Origin of the sequence: Staphylococcus sp. GDX8P80P, assembly GCF_017893095.1 — a bacterium.
Classification (GTDB): domain Bacteria; phylum Bacillota; class Bacilli; order Staphylococcales; family Staphylococcaceae; genus Staphylococcus; species Staphylococcus borealis.
Genome location: NZ_JAESMI010000003.1, coordinates 1 through 17,663, shown reverse-complemented (window position 1 = coordinate 17,663; position 17,663 = coordinate 1). Strand labels below are relative to the sequence as shown.

At 32.4% G+C, this 17,663-nt stretch carries 17 protein-coding genes and 2 tRNA genes; 18 read left to right on the top strand and 1 reads right to left on the bottom strand.

Annotated features, from left to right (window positions below):
• Positions 1 to 635 precede the first annotated feature (635 nt).
• Positions 636 to 1,838 carry an FtsW/RodA/SpoVE family cell cycle protein gene (locus KA858_RS00440; RefSeq protein WP_075109070.1) on the bottom strand — a complete coding sequence of 401 codons (1,203 nt, stop codon included), beginning with the start codon at positions 1,836 to 1,838 and terminating at the stop codon, positions 636 to 638.
• A gap of 406 nt (positions 1,839 to 2,244) precedes the next feature.
• Between KA858_RS00440 and KA858_RS00435 the strand changes: the two genes are divergently transcribed.
• The 18 genes from KA858_RS00435 (at position 2,245) to KA858_RS00350 (ending at position 17,638) form a co-directional block, all read left to right on the top strand.
• Complete coding sequence (locus KA858_RS00435; protein ID WP_210134737.1) at positions 2,245 to 3,315, top strand: D-alanine--D-alanine ligase; 1,071 nt, start codon at positions 2,245 to 2,247, stop codon at positions 3,313 to 3,315.
• Between the two features lie 15 nt (positions 3,316 to 3,330).
• Positions 3,331 to 4,686: a UDP-N-acetylmuramoyl-tripeptide--D-alanyl-D-alanine ligase gene (locus KA858_RS00430; protein WP_210134736.1), complete on the top strand. Its 1,356-nt coding sequence runs from the start codon at positions 3,331 to 3,333 to the stop codon at positions 4,684 to 4,686.
• Positions 4,687 to 4,956: 270 nt separating this feature from the next.
• Entirely contained in the window at positions 4,957 to 6,468 is a 1,512-nt protein-coding gene (gene cshA / locus KA858_RS00425; protein WP_053031206.1) for a degradosome RNA helicase CshA, read from the top strand.
• 166 nt (positions 6,469 to 6,634) lie between these two features.
• Positions 6,635 to 7,114: a PH domain-containing protein gene (locus KA858_RS00420; RefSeq protein WP_210134735.1), complete on the top strand. Its 480-nt coding sequence runs from the start codon at positions 6,635 to 6,637 to the stop codon at positions 7,112 to 7,114.
• On the top strand, positions 7,107 to 8,630 hold the full coding sequence (locus tag KA858_RS00415; protein ID WP_210134734.1) for a PH domain-containing protein: 1,524 nt from the start codon (positions 7,107 to 7,109) through the stop codon (positions 8,628 to 8,630). Before KA858_RS00420 ends, KA858_RS00415 begins: the two co-directional genes overlap by 8 nt.
• Positions 8,623 to 9,150 (top strand): PH domain-containing protein, encoded by a 528-nt coding sequence (locus tag KA858_RS00410; RefSeq protein WP_210134733.1) that lies wholly within the window; start codon positions 8,623 to 8,625, stop codon positions 9,148 to 9,150. The genes KA858_RS00415 and KA858_RS00410 overlap by 8 nt, the downstream gene beginning before the upstream one ends.
• A 9-nt stretch (positions 9,151 to 9,159) precedes the next feature.
• Positions 9,160 to 9,519: a holo-ACP synthase gene (acpS, locus tag KA858_RS00405; RefSeq protein WP_210134732.1), complete on the top strand. Its 360-nt coding sequence runs from the start codon at positions 9,160 to 9,162 to the stop codon at positions 9,517 to 9,519.
• 92 nt (positions 9,520 to 9,611) lie between these two features.
• A complete protein-coding gene (gene alr, locus KA858_RS00400; protein ID WP_210134731.1) occupies positions 9,612 to 10,760 on the top strand; it encodes an alanine racemase in 1,149 nt (382 codons plus the stop codon).
• 86 nt (positions 10,761 to 10,846) lie between these two features.
• Positions 10,847 to 11,017, top strand: a complete 171-nt coding sequence (gene mazE, locus KA858_RS00395) for a type II toxin-antitoxin system antitoxin MazE (protein WP_037538759.1) — start codon at positions 10,847 to 10,849, stop codon at positions 11,015 to 11,017.
• Positions 11,014 to 11,379 (top strand): type II toxin-antitoxin system PemK/MazF family toxin, encoded by a 366-nt coding sequence (locus KA858_RS00390; protein WP_053031219.1) that lies wholly within the window; start codon positions 11,014 to 11,016, stop codon positions 11,377 to 11,379. The genes mazE and KA858_RS00390 overlap by 4 nt, the downstream gene beginning before the upstream one ends.
• A gap of 310 nt (positions 11,380 to 11,689) precedes the next feature.
• The gene (locus KA858_RS00385; RefSeq protein ID WP_053031221.1) at positions 11,690 to 12,691 is read left to right on the top strand and encodes a SpoIIE family protein phosphatase; all 1,002 of its coding nucleotides are present in this window, start codon (positions 11,690 to 11,692) and stop codon (positions 12,689 to 12,691) included.
• Positions 12,692 to 12,790: 99 nt separating this feature from the next.
• On the top strand, positions 12,791 to 13,117 hold the full coding sequence (locus tag KA858_RS00380) for an anti-sigma factor antagonist (RefSeq protein ID WP_011275274.1): 327 nt from the start codon (positions 12,791 to 12,793) through the stop codon (positions 13,115 to 13,117).
• Positions 13,118 to 13,145: 28 nt separating this feature from the next.
• A complete protein-coding gene (gene rsbW, locus KA858_RS00375; RefSeq protein ID WP_070854366.1) occupies positions 13,146 to 13,598 on the top strand; it encodes an anti-sigma B factor RsbW in 453 nt (150 codons plus the stop codon).
• The gene (gene sigB / locus KA858_RS00370; protein ID WP_070854339.1) at positions 13,573 to 14,343 is read left to right on the top strand and encodes an RNA polymerase sigma factor SigB; all 771 of its coding nucleotides are present in this window, start codon (positions 13,573 to 13,575) and stop codon (positions 14,341 to 14,343) included. Before rsbW ends, sigB begins: the two co-directional genes overlap by 26 nt.
• Positions 14,344 to 14,489: 146 nt before the next feature.
• Positions 14,490 to 16,637, top strand: coding sequence for a Tex family protein (locus KA858_RS00365; RefSeq protein WP_210134730.1), 2,148 nt, complete (start codon positions 14,490 to 14,492; stop codon positions 16,635 to 16,637).
• Complete coding sequence (locus KA858_RS00360; protein WP_210134729.1) at positions 16,630 to 17,085, top strand: SprT family protein; 456 nt, start codon at positions 16,630 to 16,632, stop codon at positions 17,083 to 17,085. The genes KA858_RS00365 and KA858_RS00360 overlap by 8 nt, the downstream gene beginning before the upstream one ends.
• A 371-nt stretch (positions 17,086 to 17,456) precedes the next feature.
• Positions 17,457 to 17,542: transfer RNA gene (locus KA858_RS00355), tRNA-Leu, on the top strand.
• Positions 17,543 to 17,564: 22 nt separating this feature from the next.
• A tRNA-Gly gene (locus KA858_RS00350) sits at positions 17,565 to 17,638 on the top strand.
• The last annotated feature ends 25 nt before the right edge of the window (positions 17,639 to 17,663 follow it).

The following is a 17,663-nucleotide window of genomic DNA, read 5'->3' as shown; positions in this document are numbered from 1 at the left end:
GAAGTTTCCATTGGTAGAGTGAGTTGAGTCATGTTATGATCTTTATACATAAGGCATCTCGTTAATTTAGTTTAGTGGTATTTATTAAATTATACGAAAGTGCCTTGTTTTTTAAGTATTTCAATGTAAAATTACATATAAATACAAAGTGTTTTGGCGAGACTCTTACGTTGATTATTAATGAACATAAGTGCTAACGCACTTATGTAAGAAATTCTAGAGATGAATGACGAATGACGTTGTGTGACGCCTGAGGGAGTAGGATGAGTGTCGAGACCGCGGCTCGACCCATCCCCCTAGGCAAGCATCACAACAGAATGAGTAAATGTTCATCTAAGAATTTCTTAAGAGGACTACAGGCTGAAGTTGTCCCATAAGAAGGGCCCCAACACAGAGAAACTGAGTTAATCAGTTTCTACAAGCAAAGCACGTTGGGCAAGCGAGCCAACAATACGGAGTATTGTAAATAAAGAAGCCAGTAAATGAATTTGTTAAAACTCATTTACTGGCTATTTCTCTAGGAATTATGTCCCAGACTCTACATTTTTATATTGTGGTTAATCTAATTGCGGGATTGGATCCCACACTAAAATTACGAAAGTGATTTTACAGTCAAAGCTAGGTGCAACAAAATATTATTTCTGTTCTACTTCTTTTTTATTAGGAGTAGTTTGTCTTTGATGGAAATGAATAGATAATACGACACCTATACCAACCATTAGACTCCAAAGTGAACTACCACCATAACTAATAAATGGTAATGGAATACCAGTAATTGGTAGTAACTGGATTGTCATTCCTATATTTTGGAATATATGGAAGACGAGTAAAGAAACGTAACCAATGATAAATATTTTACTAAATGGTGATTCAACTTTGGTAGCAAGTCGAATTAAATGGAAAATCAATGCTAAAAAGATAAGTAATAAAACGACAGCACCTATAAATCCCATTTCTTCTCCGACTACTGAAAATATAAAGTCGGTATGGTTCTCAGGGATATAAACTTCACCATGATTAAACCCTTTGCCCAAGAGTTGGCCAGAACCAATTGCTTTTAACGATTCTGTTAAATGATAACCGTCGCCTGCACTATAAGAATAGGGATCTAACCACGAATTAATACGGCCCATTTGATACATTTTAACGCCGAGAAGCCCTTCAATTAATGACGGTTTGTAGATAACTGCTAAAATAATCGTTCCACCTATAACAAATGCGGCTATAAATAATGGGGCTAATATTCTCCATGTAATGCCACTTATTAACATAATCCCAATAATAATTGCACATATCACAAGGGTTGTACCTAGGTCATTTTGCAATAGGATTAATGCCATTGGAATAATTGAGATGCCAATGATTTTAAAGAATAAAACTAAATCAGTTTGAAAAGATTTATTGAAAGTAAAGCGATTATGATTAGAAACACTCTTTGCTAATGCAAGAATTAAGATAACTTTCATAAATTCTGAAGGCTGTATACTTACTGGTCCAAAGGAATACCAACTTTTAGCACCGTTAATAATTGGTGTGATTGATGTTTCTGGTAAAATCAATAAACCAACAAGCAATATGCAAAAGATGAAGTATAGAATATATGTATTATTTTTAATCTTTTTAGGTGAAATAAGCATAATGATGAGCGCAATAATAGCACCCAATATATAGTAGATAATTTGGCGAATACTAAAGTTTGCACTATATTGGCCGCCACCCATAGCTGAGCTAATCGTAGTAACACTAATTATAGCTAATATTGTTAATAATGCTACGAGTATCCAGTCTATTTTACGTAGCCAATGCTTAGATGGCTGTTGACGGGATGAATATTTCATGAGAAAACTCCTTAAACTCTTATAATCTAACGAATAATATTATATACAAATTTTACATGACTTTAAGTTAATTTGCTAGAAAATAACAGAGTGAATGTGTAAAAGAAAAATAAACATCGTTTAATTGAGTTTAATTCTTATGCGATAATAAAAGATATTCATCACATAATCTCATTTATATTTAAGTTGATAAATGCAAAATTGCTTTAGACTGTGATAATATTGATTTTTAGAAAGCATAGTTTAACCTAAATAAATTTCATAAAATATTGATAGTTAACTAAAAAGAAAAATTAAAAATGAGTTGAAAGAGATAAAAGTATTTGTGGGAAGTTGAAATATCAAATTGAGATATAACTTTATACAAATGCGCGAGTTATGATCTTTCTTAATGGAGGAACTACTTATGGTAAAAGAAAACATTTGTATCGTATATGGTGGTAAAAGTGCTGAACATGATGTTTCGAAATTAACTGCGCAAAATGTTCTTAACGCAATTGATAAAGAAAAATATTTAGTCGATATCATTTATATAACGAATGATGGATTATGGAAGAAAAAAGATAATATTACTGAAGAGATTAAATCAATTGAATCACTTAATATGGCCGATGTAGAAGCAGGTGAGATCACAACTTTATTGAAAGAAAGTTGTGACGGTCAACCTTATGATGCGGTATTCCCATTACTCCATGGTCCAAATGGTGAGGACGGTACGATTCAAGGGTTGTTTGAAGTTCTGGATTTACCATACGTCGGTAATGGTGTATTAGCAGCATCAAGTTCAATGGATAAACTTGTTATGAAACAATTATTTGAACATAGAGGGTTACCACAATTACCTTACATTAGTTTCTTAAGAAGTGAATATGAAAAATATGAAGGTAATATTATCAAACTTGTTAAAGATAAACTTACATATCCTGTATTCGTAAAACCAGCGAACCTAGGTTCAAGCGTCGGTATCAGTAAATGTAACAATGAAGATGAATTAAAAGCTGGCATCGAGGAAGCTTTCCAATTTGACCGTAAGCTTGTTATTGAACAAGGTATTAATGCACGTGAAGTTGAAGTGGCTGTATTAGGTAATGATTATCCTGAAACAACATGGCCAGGCGAAGTCATTAAAGATGTTGCGTTTTATGATTACAAATCAAAATATAAGGACGGTAAAATTAGTTTACAAATCCCAGCAGAACTTGATGAAGAAGTACAAATGACTTTAAGAAATATGGCATTAGAAGCATTTAAAGCTACAGATTGTTCTGGTCTAGTACGTGCGGATTTCTTCGTTACTGAAGATAATCAAATTTTCATTAATGAAACGAATGCGATGCCTGGATTTACAGCATTTAGTATGTATCCAAGCTTATGGGAGAATATGGGACTATCCTATTCTGATTTAATTACTAAACTAATTGATTTAGCTAAAGAACGTCACGAGGATAAAAAGAAAAATAAATACACAATCGACTAAGAGGGGAATTCATAAATGATAGAAGTTTCATTAAAGCAAATTCAGGAATGGATACCTTGTGAGATAGAAACAGAATATTTACAACATACAATCAAAGGTGTAACGATTGATTCACGTGCAATCACACACGATATGCTATTTATCCCTTTTAAAGGTGAAAATGTAGATGGCCATCAATTTGTTTCACAAGCGTTAATAGATGGTGCCGGTGCATCTTTCTATGAAAAGGGCCATGACATCGATGATAATGTGAACGGACCAATTATTTGGGTAGACGATACGTTAGTTGCGTTACAGCAATTAGCCAAAGCCTATTTAAAACATGTGAATCCTAAAGTTATAGGTGTGACAGGCTCCAATGGTAAAACAACGACGAAAGATATGATTGAAAGTGTCTTACACACTGAGTTTAAAGTTAAAAAAACACAAGGTAACTACAACAATGAGATAGGCTTACCATTAACGATTTTAGAACTTGATCCAGATACTGAGATATCAATTTTAGAAATGGGTATGTCTGGTTTCCATGAAATCGAATTATTATCGACGATTGCTGAGCCTGACATTGCCGTTATTACGAATATTGGTGAGTCACATATGCAAGATTTGGGCTCACGTGAAGGTATTGCTCAAGCTAAATCAGAAATAACAATTGGACTTAAAGAAGGTGGAACGTTCATTTATGACGGTGACGAACCATTACTAGAACCACATGTTAAAGATGTTAAGCATGCTAAATGCCTAAGTATCGGTTTAAAACCAAATAATGCTTTAGTTTGTGAAGTAGAGCAGAGTGAAAATGATGGTATTGCTTTTAATATTAATGGTAATGAACATTATAAATTGCCTATTCTAGGCATTCATAATATGAAAAATGCCGCTATCGCCATTGCTATTGGCCATGAATTAGGATTGGAATATGAAACAATTCAACATAATATTCATCATGTTCAACTTACAGGTATGCGCATGGAACGCCATATTACTGATAACGACATAACTATAATTAATGATGCGTATAACGCAAGTCCTACTAGTATGAAAGCAGCTATAGATACATTAAGCCAAATGGATGGCCGTAAAATCATTGTACTTGCTGATTCACTTGAATTAGGAGAAAATAGCCGTCAAATGCATGAAGATGTCGGCGCTTATTTAGAAGGCAAAAATATCCATACGTTATTAACATATGGTAACGATGCGAAATATATAAGTGACAAAGGTGGTCAATTTGTTGATCATGTTCAATATTTCACGGATAAACAAGTACTAACACAATATTTAATGGATAATTTAGTTGCTAATGACAAAGTTCTAGTAAAGGGCTCACGTGGCAATAAACTCGAAGAAGTAGTAAATAAATTGATTTAATTATTTTCAAAGTTGCTATTAAGATTAGGCAAGTCACTTAAAAGGAATATAAATCCTTTAGTGACTTGTTTTTTTACTTTAAAAGCTAAAAAAAGCGTAAAAAATGTAAACGCTATTATTTCTTAAATCTTGGGAAAACGAACATATCACTAGAATTGCTTTATTGCGATATATAATTTTAGGTGGTACTATATAGAAGTTGACGTAATAAGAGGACCTTATATACACAAACGTATATTGATAAATAAGAAAGTTAAAAGGAGAATTATATTGCAAAATTTTAAAGAACTAGGGATTTCGGATAAAACTGTAGAAACCCTTGAAGCAATGGGTTTTAAGGAACCTACACCTATCCAAAAAGATAGTATCCCTTATACATTAGAAGGAAGAGACATCCTTGGACAAGCGCAAACTGGGACAGGTAAAACTGGAGCGTTCGGGATTCCTTTAATAGAAAAAGTTGTGGGTCAATCAGGTGTACAAGCCTTAATATTAGCACCTACAAGAGAACTAGCTATGCAAGTAGCTGAACAATTAAGAGAATTTAGCCGTGGTCAAAATGTACAAGTTGTAACCGTATTTGGTGGTATGCCAATCGATCGTCAAATTAAAGCCTTAAAAAGAGGACCACAAATTGTTGTAGGTACACCAGGACGTGTTATTGATCACTTAAATAGACGTACATTAAAAACAAATGGTATTCATACATTAATTTTGGATGAAGCGGATGAAATGATGAACATGGGATTCATCGATGATATGAGATTCATTATGGATAAAATTCCATCTGAGCAAAGACAAACTATGTTATTCTCAGCAACGATGCCTAAAGCAATTCAAACATTAGTACAACAATTTATGAAATCTCCTCAAATCGTTAAAACAATGAATAACGAAATGTCAGATCCTCAAATTGATGAATATTATACAATTGTTAAAGAACTTGAAAAATTCGATACATTCACTAATTTCTTAGATGTACATCAACCAGAGTTAGCTATAGTATTTGGTAGAACGAAACGTCGTGTTGATGAATTAACAAGTGCGTTATTATCAAAAGGTTATAAAGCAGAAGGTTTACATGGTGATATTACACAAGCTAAACGTTTAGAAGTATTAAAGAAATTTAAAAATGACCAAATTGATATCTTAGTAGCTACAGATGTTGCTGCACGTGGATTAGATATTTCAGGTGTAAGTCATGTATATAACTTTGACATTCCTCAAGATACGGAAAGCTATACACATAGAATTGGGCGTACTGGTCGTGCTGGTAAAGAAGGTATCGCAGTTACATTTGTTAACCCTATTGAAATGGATTATATCCGTCAAATAGAAGATGCAAATGGAAGACGAATGAATGCGTTAAGACCGCCACATCGTAAAGAAGTATTAAAAGCGCGTGAAGATGACATCAAAGATAAAGTTAAAAATTGGATGTCACGTGAAAGTGAAGCGCGTTTGAAACGTATCTCAAGTGAGTTATTAGAAGAATATGATAGTACAGAATTAGTTGCATCATTACTGCAAGAACTAGTTGAAGCGAATGATGAAGTTGAAGTACAATTAACATTTGAAAAGCCATTAGCACGTAAAAATCGCCAAGGTAAAGGTAATGGATCACGCCGTGGTGGCAAACGTAATAATAAATTCGATAATAAAAACAAACGTTCTAAAGGTAACTTTAATAAGAAAAAAGGCAAAAAGCCAGATCGTCGCGAAAGACAAGATAAAGGTCGATCTACAATGAAAGGTCGAACTTTTGCAGATTTACAAAAATAAAATGAATCAATATTAATTTTATGATTAAACCATCTCATGCTTTTGAGGTGGTTTTTTAATTCGAATCAAGCCTAAAAATAAATCAACCTTATTGCATCTTCGCTATAGGAGCGTAAGCATCATATCGAATATGATATAATAAAGTAAAATTGCAAAGGAGTATATTATGAAGGTAGAACGATCATTTCATAAAAGTCCTAAAAATGCACTGAAATACCACTGGATTAATAGTGGTATCTTATTTTTAATAGAACTAATTATCATTGCTGCACTATTTTCAATGTGGCGATATTTTAATTGGTACCACTTTATTGTCTACATACTTATCTTCTTAGTCTTCATTTCGATTATTCGTTTACTGTTACAACCAATTATTAAGTATAAATATCGTTATTATAGGGTTGATAATAGAAATGTCGAAGTTAAAAAAAATTTTATTTTAAAAAAACACCAAATAACTAAAATTGAACGTCTACAATTTTTAGAAATTAAAAGTAACCCTATTTTAAAATTATTAAAATTAAATGTTTTAATTTTTGTAACTGCGGGGCATGAACTGAAATTACCCATTGTCTCAGAAGAAGAAATGAATGAATTATCAGAAGATATTTTTATAGCATTGCGAGGTGCTGATTCAGATGTTTAATCCTCAAAAATTGCATCCTATTTCATACATAACAGGGATAATAGATGTGATTAAACAAAATATTTTTACATTTATCGTATTTGTTGGTTTTAATATTTGGAATTTTGATTTTACAGAAATTCGACATTATATTGGTCCATCAATCTTTTTATTCATCTTTATCTTAACGTTTATACATCGATTTTTAGAAATTAAAGTTACAAGATATTGGATTGAAGATGACCAATTTATTGTTACTTCTGGCTGGTTAAATAAAAAAAGAAAAGAACTAAATTTAAGCAGAATTCAGTCATTAGATACAACACAAAGTTTGATTAATCAAATCGTTGGTGGTGTTCGTTTACAAATCAAAACGCCAAGTGATGGCATTGAATTGTCAACAATAACTAAGAAACAAAGTGATTTAATTGAACAAACTATTCGTTCTAGACAAAAAGAATTAAATAATGATGCCCTGGAATACACTATCAATGATGCTACAGGTGATAATGAACTAAATACTGAGCAATTAAATGTATCAACGAGTTCAACAAAGCGTAATTCAGAGCATGTGTTTAAAATGTCCTTAAGTTCATTATTACTAATGGCTATGACAAGTGGTGCAATTGGAGTGGCTTTTGCTACAGTTTCGCCAATAGTAGGTGCATTTCAAAATGTGATACCTTGGGATAAATGGACGTCTAATCTATGGCATTGGGTGAATTCTGTACTTATAATTGTGCTGTTTATTGTTGCATCTATTTTAATCATTAGTTATGTGTTAGGAACTATAATCACGATTATTCGTTACTATAACTATAAAGTTGTCCAACAGGGTCATCATCTTAAGATTAGTTACGGTCTTTTTAATGTGAAAAATCTAACAGTGCCAACAGATCGGCTACAAGCCGTATTAGAGAAACAATCTTTCTTAAGAAAAATCTTTGGATACACCTCTATACACTTTATTATCACGAGTGATATGGATATCGAGTCTAATGATGATGCAAGTAATAATGGTAAAATTATGATATTACCATTTATAAAACAAAAAGAAGCATATGAAATTATTGGTGAGCTTGTGCCTGAAATGAAGTTTAATAAGGTTCAAAACATTATGCCGTGGAATGGATTTCATCGTCACTTTTTCATACCGAGTATAATTGTTTTAATTATCGCTAGTATTGGAACTTATTTTTGGAGTGCATGGAGCTTTTTCATCGCTTTAATTATCATTATTGTGATGATGGCACATGCATATATCTACGTTAAAAATGCTGGCCTAGTGATAGAAAATGATGAAATTACTTTGAAACGAGTGAGTACGTTTGGTTTTCAAACATATTATTTCAAAACAAATAAAATTATAGGTATAGAGACGAGCCAACATCCTCTGCTTGAAAGAAGTCATTTAGCTAATATTTACTTTTTTATTGCTAAGGGTTCAATATTTGAATTTATGGAATTAAAGTTTATAAAAGAAGAAACTTCACAACGCTATGTTGATGCGTATTTAAGAGGTGAATACGATGACTAATTATAATTACATGAATAAAAATGGCCTTACAGTGATGAGGATTGCTTCAATGATTGCTAGTATTATTTTTACAATTATTGTGGTAGTAGCAAGTGTATTATGTGATTTATACATTGAAGCATTGCATCGCCTATTGATTGTAAGTGTTGCGATAGGACTTATAATTTTATGTTGTGTTGTTTTTATATTTCTAATTCCATTTTTAAAATATAAAAATTTTCGTTATTATTATTCGAACAATGAAATTTATATAAGACGAGGTATTATTTTTATCAATACTAAAATCATTCCTTTTTATCGAATTCAGAATATCGATATTGAGGAAGGGTTTCTAATGAGAAAATATCAATTAGCAACATTAAATTTATCGACTGCCGGGGGTATTTCTCAAATAGACTTGATTACAAAAACAGACGCAATAAAACTTAAACAAATGATACAAAATAAGAAAAATATACAACAGAATGATATTAATGAAATGGCTACAACAATAGATCGTTCAAATTTACATAGTGAGTGAGGGCTTAGCATGATATATGGAATAGGTATTGATTTAATAGAAATTGAAAGAATTAAGAACGCTTTTGAAAAACAAACAGACAGATTAGTCAAAAGAATTTTAACTCAAGACGAAGAACAAAAGTTCCATTCATTTAAAAGTGAAAAGAGAAAACTAGAGTTTCTTTCAGGTCGTTTCGCAACGAAAGAAGCGTTCAGTAAGGCATTAGGAACTGGTTTAGGAAAAACAGTGGCCTTTAAAGATATTAATTGTTATAACGATAGCAATGGGAAACCATGTATTGATTACGAAGACTTTATCGTACATGTATCTCTTACACACACTGAGCATTATGCGATGAGTCAGGTTTTATTAGAAAAGAGGGATTAACAGTATTATAATGTAAATAATTTCTACCTCGCCAATTGCACGAGATAAATCAACTACTACATGGTATTTAATAGTAAAGAGGAGGACTACTTATGTCAGATAAATTCTATAGATCAACCTACTTAAATGTAGATTTATCAGCAATTTTAAATAATTATAATGCTTTCGAATCGTTGCATAACAACAAAACGGTGATACCAGTCGTAAAAGCAAATAGCTATGGTTTAGGAAGCGTCAAGGTAGCACAACATTTAATGAAAAACGGTGCTGAGTTTTTTGCAGTTGCCACTCTTGATGAAGCGATTGAATTACGAATGCATGGTGTAAATGCACAAATACTTATTTTAGGCGTTATACCACTTGAAGATATAAACAAAGCAATTCAACATAGAGTTGCATTGACTGTACCATCACTACAATGGCTTCAACATGCAATTGATCTAATTAGTGATGATAATGAAAAGAATCTCTGGCTACATGTAAAATTAGACACAGGGATGGGGAGACTTGGAATGAAATCATTAGAAGAATACAAAGAAGTCATCCGTCTAATTCATAGCCAACCGCATTTAATATTCGAAGGCGTATATACGCACTTCGCTAATGCAGATGAACCGGGCGATTCTATGGATCAACAGTATGAACAATTTGAGCAAATAGTCACGCAAGCTGAAAAGCCAAAATATATCCATGCACAAAACTCAGCAGGTTCTTTATTAAGACATTATGAACTATGTAACGCCATTAGATTAGGTATCTCATTATATGGCTACTATCCGTCAGCGTATGTAAAAGAAACAGTTACTACTCAATTGCAACCAAGTACGCAATTAAAAACACAAGTAGTCCAAACTAAATATTTAAAACCAGGTGAATCGGTCAGTTATGGAAGCACCTATACAGCAACTGACAACATGAAGATTGCGATTCTACCTATTGGTTATGCAGATGGTTACTTACGTTCAATGCAAGGTGCACATGTAAGTGTAAACGGTCATCAATGCGAAGTCATTGGCCGTGTATGTATGGATCAAATGATTATACATGTGCCTGAAGATGTGCAAGAAGGCGATACTGTGACACTTATAGATAACTCAAGTGATTCCCCACAATCAGTGGAAGCTTTAGCACAAAAGCAACACACGATTAGTTATGAAGTACTATGCAATTTAGGTCGACGTTTACCTCGAATCTACGAAGTTGATGACGAGATGCATGTAACTAATGAATTATTAAAATAGTATAGTCACTTGATACAAAATTTGTTATTATAAAAATAAATTAAAGTTTATAATGTTGTATTTGGTATCAATTGGAGGTTCATATTATGCTTACTTTTAATCAAAATAGAAGTCACAGTCTTGAACAATCTTTAAAAGAGGGCTATGCTCAGATGGCCGAATTAAATCTCTCCCTAGCGACAGAAGCTTTCCCATTAGAATGTGAAGCTTGTGATTGCAATGAAACGTATATTATTTCTAATTATAAGAGTGAATGATTAGAAGAGGCGATGTATATTTAGCTGATTTGTCACCAGTACAGGGTTCAGAACAAGGGGGAGTCAGACCTGTAGTTATCATTCAAAATGATACTGGCAACAAATATAGTCCTACCGTAATCGTCGCTGCGATTACGGGAAGGATTAATAAAGCGAAAATACCAACACATGTTGAAATTGAGAAAAAGAAATATAGACTTGATAAGGATTCAGTTATCCTACTAGAGCAAATTCGCACGCTAGATAAAAAGCGATTAAAAGAAAAATTAACGTACTTATCTGAAGAGAAAATGCAAGAAGTAGATGATGCCTTAGATATTAGTTTAGGATTACATGATGAAGTTAAATCCCAAAATTCTTAACTAAATTCATGTATAATCCAAATGTATTTCATATTAACTATTAAAGACAAAATTTTTAATATCAGTTGTTCAAATAATTAATTATTTGATTTCAAAGTACTTAATACATATGCATTATGAAAGAAGATAAGTACGGAAATGATTGGAAGGTCTTTAGTTGTTGACTTTAGGTAATACCTAAAGTCTTTTTTAAATAGTGAGTTTATTATTTAATATTATGTCATTAGCATTAGTGAATTTTATTAATAAATATTAAATACATATAAATAAGTCATAAGCGATCCATTTATTGAGATAAGGAGGCAGATTCGTGGAAGAATTTAAAAAGCATTATAAGCAACTTATAGATGAAAGTTTAGTTACGAAAAATAAACAACAATTTCTAATAAAATGTAATGACTTTACAGATGAAGTCATAAAAAAAGATATTCTACCTGAAGATATTGTGAATATACACAAATCATATGTAACCTCCTTGAATTTAGAGAAAGAACAAATTTTGAATACATTAGATGTTTTGCAAGAAGTAGTCAAAGGATTTGGCTATAGCTATCGAGACTACCAAAAGTTAGTTGATAAAATGCAATTCCACGATAAAGAAATTGACTTAGCTTCAAGGCTTCAACAAACCATGTTGAAAACGGATATTCCTCAATTTGATAGTATTCAAATCGGTGTGATTTCTGTCGCTGCACAGAAAGTGAGTGGCGATTATTTTAATTTAATTGACCATCGAGATGGAACGATGAGTTTTGCGGTTGCCGATGTCATAGGTAAAGGTATCCCTGCTGCACTAGCAATGAGTATGATTAAGTTCGGAATGGACTCTTATGGCCACTCTCAATTGCCAAGTGATGGTTTAAAGCGTCTCAATCGAGTTGTTGAAAAAAACGTAAATCAAAATATGTTTGTAACTATGTTTTATGGACTCTATGAAGAAATGAACCATTTATTATATTGTAGTTCTGCTGGACACGAGCCGGGATACATATATCGAGCGGAAACTGAAACGTTCGAAGAAATTGACGTTAGAGGTAGAGTACTAGGTGTAAGTCAGCACACTAGATATAATCAACAAGAAATCCCAATCTACTTAGATGATTTAGTTATAATATTTACAGATGGTGTGACAGAAGCAAGATATACTGATGGTGAATTTATCGCTAAAAAGACATTGTTAAACCTTATTCGAAAATATAAGCATATGCATCCACAAGATATCGTACAAATACTTTATGAAGCTATATTAAAAATTCAAAATCCTAACAAACGTGACGATATGACGATATTGATTATAAAACGTGTAAATTAAATATTAAATTTATTGATTATATAAATCTAACTATGGGTATACTTACTAGAGTATACATAATTGGTAGTAACAAAAGACTAAAATGGGAGTGTAAGAACTATGAACCTTAACATTGAAACGGTAACACATGATGAATATTATGAAGTCATTGTTGCTGGTGAATTAGATGTATATACTGTACCTGAATTGGAAGAAGTATTAATGCCAATGAGACAAGAAGGTACACATGATATTCACGTTAATGTAACAAACGTTAGTTATATGGATTCTACAGGATTAGGATTATTTGTAGGAACATTAAAAGCATTGAACCAAAATGATAAAGAGTTATACATCTTAGGCGTATCAGATAGAATCGGAAGATTATTTGATATTACTGGTCTTAAAGACTTAATGCATGTCAATGAAGGAACGGAGGTAGAATAACTTGCCAATTAAAAATGATTATATCGAGATGAAATTGCCTGCCTCTGCCGAATATGTAAGTCTAATTCGCTTAACGTTATCAGGCGTATTTTCAAGAGCAGGCGCATCTTATGACGATATCGAAGATTCTAAAATTGCAGTAAGTGAAGCCGTTACTAACGCAGTTAAACATGCTTATAAAAATAAAGATACAAATGGTATGATTAATTTATGTTTCGAGTTATTTGATGATAAAATAAAAATTATTATCTCAGATCAAGGCGAAAGTTTTGATTATGAGACAACTAAATCACAATTAGGACCTTACGATGAGAATGAAAATATCGATTTCTTACGTGAAGGCGGACTTGGTTTATTCTTAATTGAATCCTTAATGGATGAAGTGAAAGTCTTTAAAGAATCTGGTGTAACAATCAGTATGATTAAGTATATAAAAAAAGAGCAGGTGCCAAATAATGACGAAAGAGTCGAAATCAGTTAATGATGTATCACCTGAACAAATTAACCAATGGATTAAAGAACATCAAGATAACGCTAATACAGAAGCTCAAGATAGATTAGTCAATCATTACCGTAAACTAATTGAATCGTTGGCTTATAAGTATTCAAAAGGACAATCACATCACGAAGATTTAGTTCAAGTTGGTATGGTTGGTTTAATAGGTGCTATTAACAGATTTGACCTGTCTTTTGATCGCAAATTTGAAGCATTCTTAGTACCGACCGTTATTGGTGAGATTAAGAGATATTTAAGAGATAAAACTTGGAGTGTTCATGTTCCAAGAAGAATAAAAGAAATCGGTCCACGTATAAAAAAAGTAAGCGATGAATTAACGAATGAATTAGAACGTTCCCCATCAATAGCAGAAATTGCTGATCGTTTGGAAGTTTCTGAAGAAGAAGTACTTGAAGCTATGGAAATGGGGCAAAGTTATAATGCACTTAGCGTGGATCACTCGATTGAAGCAGATAAAGATGGTTCAACAGTGACTTTATTAGATATAATGGGTCAAAGAGATGACAATTATGACTTAACAGAAAAACGTATGATTCTGGAACGTATTTTGCCTATTCTTTCAGATAGAGAAAGAGAAATCATTCAATGCACATTTATTGAAGGGCTAAGCCAGAAAGAAACTGGTGAACGCATTGGTTTAAGTCAAATGCATGTGTCTCGATTGCAAAGAACTGCAATCAAGAAATTACAGCAAGCTGCTAAACAGTAAAATAGTAATCGAAACTGAGGTATCGTCATGCCTCAGTTTTTTTATATTGATATGAATAAATAAAATAGGTACATCGTTGACTTAATAAATTAACATGAAAAATATGATAAAATTGAATAGAAAATAAGGAAAAGTGTGGTCATAAAATGAATAAAAATTTAATTGATGAAATAACAACAAAATATCAATTTTCTGAAAAACAAGTAAAATCAGTATTAAGTTTATTAGAAGACAACAATACGGTTCCCTTTATTGCAAGATATCGTAAAGAAGCAACTGGAGGATTGGATGAAGTTCAAATCAAACAGATTTCAGATGAATACCAATACGTTGCAAATTTACAAAAAAGAAAAGAAGAAGTTATACATAATATTGAACAACAAGGCTTATTAACAAATGAATTGAGAGAAGATATACTTAAACAAACTAAATTGCAACGTGTCGAAGATCTATATAGACCTTTTAAACAAAAGAAGAAGACAAGAGCGACAGAAGCTAAAAGAAAAGGTTTAGAAAGCTTAGCTAAATGGATCTATGATGGACAGCAAGGTGACTTAAAACATAAGGCAGAAAGTTTCATTACTGATGAGGTAACAAATATTGATGAGGCGATTCAAGGTGCATTAGATATCATTGCTGAACATGTTTCAGATAATCCTAAATATCGTAGTCGCATACTAAAAGATCTTTATAGACAAGGAAGTATTGTGACAACTAAGAAGAAGAAAGCAGAAGATGAAAAAGAAATATTTGCAATGTATTACGACTATGTAGAACCTATTAGGCATATAGCAAATCATAGAGTACTTGCTATGAATCGTGGTGAAAAAGAAAAAATTCTATCAATCAAAATAGAATTTGATACAAAACAAGTAGCTAGTACAATTGAGAAAAGTGAAATTAAACTTCAAAATCCCCATAGAGATTATATTAAGCTAGCTATTGAGGATAGTTTAAAACGATTAATTATGCCTTCAATCGAAAGAGAAATCCGAGCAGATTTAACTAGTAAAGCTGAACAACATGCCATTGAAGTCTTTAGTGAAAACTTAAAACATTTGCTATTACAACCACCTATGAAGGGTAAGCAAATTTTAGGTGTTGACCCAGCATTTAGAACAGGTTGCAAGTTGGCAGTAATTAATCCATTCGGCACTTTTATTGATAAGAGTGTGATTTATCCTCACCCACCTAAATCTAAGATAGAAGCATCAGAAAAAGAGATCGTCAGAATGATTAAAGAAAATCATGTTGAACTCATTGCTATTGGTAATGGTACAGCGAGTCGTGAAACTGAACAATTTGTTGCAAATGTTATTAAAAAGTATAACTTAGAAATTAAATTTATTATTGTCAATGAAGCGGGTGCTTCTGTTTATTCAGCATCTGAAATTGCTAGATCAGAGTTTCCTGATTTTCAAGTTGAAGAACGTAGTGCAGTATCCATCGGTAGACGTGTTCAAGACCCTTTAAGTGAATTAGTTAAAATAGATCCTAAATCAATTGGAGTTGGACAATATCAACACGATGTAAACCAAAAAGAACTTGAAAGCGCACTAACATTTGTAGTTGAAACTGCTGTTAACCAAGTGGGCGTTGATGTAAATACAGCTTCTAAATCATTATTACAATATGTATCTGGATTATCCGGTGCGATTGCTCAAAACATCATTGATTACCGTGAAGAGAATGGAGCCATTAAGCACAATAAAGAAATTAGTAAAGTGAAACGTTTAGGTGCAAAAACATTTGAACAAAGTATCGGATTCTTGCGTATTGTAGATGGTACTGAACCATTAGATAATACTTCTATTCACCCTGAAAGTTATGACGTAACGTATAAATTATTAGGTATTTTAGATTTAAATATTAAAGATTTAGGTACTGATAAACTTAAAACAGAGTTATCTAAAGTAAATGTGGATCAAGTTGCTAAACAACTAAATGTTGGGGTACCTACACTTGAAGATATAATTAAATCATTAATGGCACCTAATCGAGATCCTCGAGATGAATTCGAAACGCCAATCTTGAAGTCAGATGTATTATCTATTGAAGATTTAAAAGTAGGTATGAAATTAAGTGGCACCGTAAGAAATGTAGTTGATTTCGGAGCATTCGTTGATATAGGTGTGAAACAAGATGGCTTGGTCCATGTATCGAAACTATCTAAAAAATTCGTCAAAAATCCAATGGACATCGTAAGTGTGGGAGACATAGTGGATGTGTGGATACTAGATATAGATCAAACTAAAGGCAAGGTGTCTTTAATCATGATTGATCCTCATGAATAATAATGAATTACAAATTGTAGTAGAACGTATTTCAAGTCAGTTTTTTAATAGACCGTTTTGTCATAAAGCTTTATTTAATAACAAGCTACGCACCACTGGTGGTCGCTATATGTTAAAATCACATAATATCGAAATTAATCCCAAGCAATATCAATATTATGGTGAGAAAGCATTAATCGACATCATCAAACATGAATTGTGCCATTATCATTTACACATACTAGGAAAAGGGTATCAACATAAAAATACAGATTTTAAAGTGTTAAGTAAGCAAGTAGGTGCACCAAGATTTTGTACGCCTATTCAAACGTATGAAGAACGTGCTAATTACGTATATCGATGTAAATCATGTGGTTGCCAATATCTCAGAATTAAAAAAGTCGATGTGAAAAAGATGAGATGCGGGAAGTGCAAGGGGAAGTTATCGCTAATAAAACGCGTTAATTGAAATAACTAAGCAATAACGTATTGGGAGTGGGACAAAATTCTTTTTAGATTCGTCGTCCCACCCCCGCAAGGATGACTAGAACTGAGAAAAGCTTGATTTAAGCGCCTTCTCAGTTCAGTCAGCTACTGCGAAACTGCAAAATAGCATAATTATATTATTTATGTCCCAGTCTTAAATATTTTATCATTTATACGTTGACATTAATCAAATAAACATGTATAGTATATATCGTTGCTTTAATAAATGTATCAAACATTAATTGTTTGTAAAACTTGTTTAAAAATATGTTAAAAAGTTATTGACATTTCATTACAAAACATTTACAATAATTATTGTTCTCGATAATTAATAGTAATTGTTGCGTGTTGCCAGCGGTCGTGGCGGAATGGCAGACGCGCTAGGTTGAGGACCTAGTGGGAGAAATCCCGTGGAGGTTCAAGTCCTCTCGGCCGCACCAAATAAACTTTCTAATTAAATATGCGGGTGTAGTTTAATGGCAAAACCTCAGCCTTCCAAGCTGATGTTGTGGGTTCGATTCCCATCACCCGCTCCATTTTAATGAACATTGAAAACTGAAT

Coding starts and splice junctions, on each gene's coding strand:
- KA858_RS00440 (WP_075109070.1), bottom strand. CDS start 1,838: ATGAAATATTCATCCCGTCAACAGCCATCTAAGCATTGGCTACGTAAA.
- KA858_RS00435 (WP_210134737.1), top strand. CDS start 2,245: ATGGTAAAAGAAAACATTTGTATCGTATATGGTGGTAAAAGTGCTGAA.
- KA858_RS00430 (WP_210134736.1), top strand. CDS start 3,331: ATGATAGAAGTTTCATTAAAGCAAATTCAGGAATGGATACCTTGTGAG.
- KA858_RS00420 (WP_210134735.1), top strand. CDS start 6,635: ATGAAGGTAGAACGATCATTTCATAAAAGTCCTAAAAATGCACTGAAA.
- KA858_RS00415 (WP_210134734.1), top strand. CDS start 7,107: ATGTTTAATCCTCAAAAATTGCATCCTATTTCATACATAACAGGGATA.
- KA858_RS00410 (WP_210134733.1), top strand. CDS start 8,623: ATGACTAATTATAATTACATGAATAAAAATGGCCTTACAGTGATGAGG.
- acpS (WP_210134732.1), top strand. CDS start 9,160: ATGATATATGGAATAGGTATTGATTTAATAGAAATTGAAAGAATTAAG.
- alr (WP_210134731.1), top strand. CDS start 9,612: ATGTCAGATAAATTCTATAGATCAACCTACTTAAATGTAGATTTATCA.
- mazE (WP_037538759.1), top strand. CDS start 10,847: ATGCTTACTTTTAATCAAAATAGAAGTCACAGTCTTGAACAATCTTTA.
- KA858_RS00390 (WP_053031219.1), top strand. CDS start 11,014: ATGATTAGAAGAGGCGATGTATATTTAGCTGATTTGTCACCAGTACAG.
- KA858_RS00380 (WP_011275274.1), top strand. CDS start 12,791: ATGAACCTTAACATTGAAACGGTAACACATGATGAATATTATGAAGTC.
- rsbW (WP_070854366.1), top strand. CDS start 13,146: ATGAAATTGCCTGCCTCTGCCGAATATGTAAGTCTAATTCGCTTAACG.
- sigB (WP_070854339.1), top strand. CDS start 13,573: ATGACGAAAGAGTCGAAATCAGTTAATGATGTATCACCTGAACAAATT.
- KA858_RS00365 (WP_210134730.1), top strand. CDS start 14,490: ATGAATAAAAATTTAATTGATGAAATAACAACAAAATATCAATTTTCT.
- KA858_RS00360 (WP_210134729.1), top strand. CDS start 16,630: ATGAATAATAATGAATTACAAATTGTAGTAGAACGTATTTCAAGTCAG.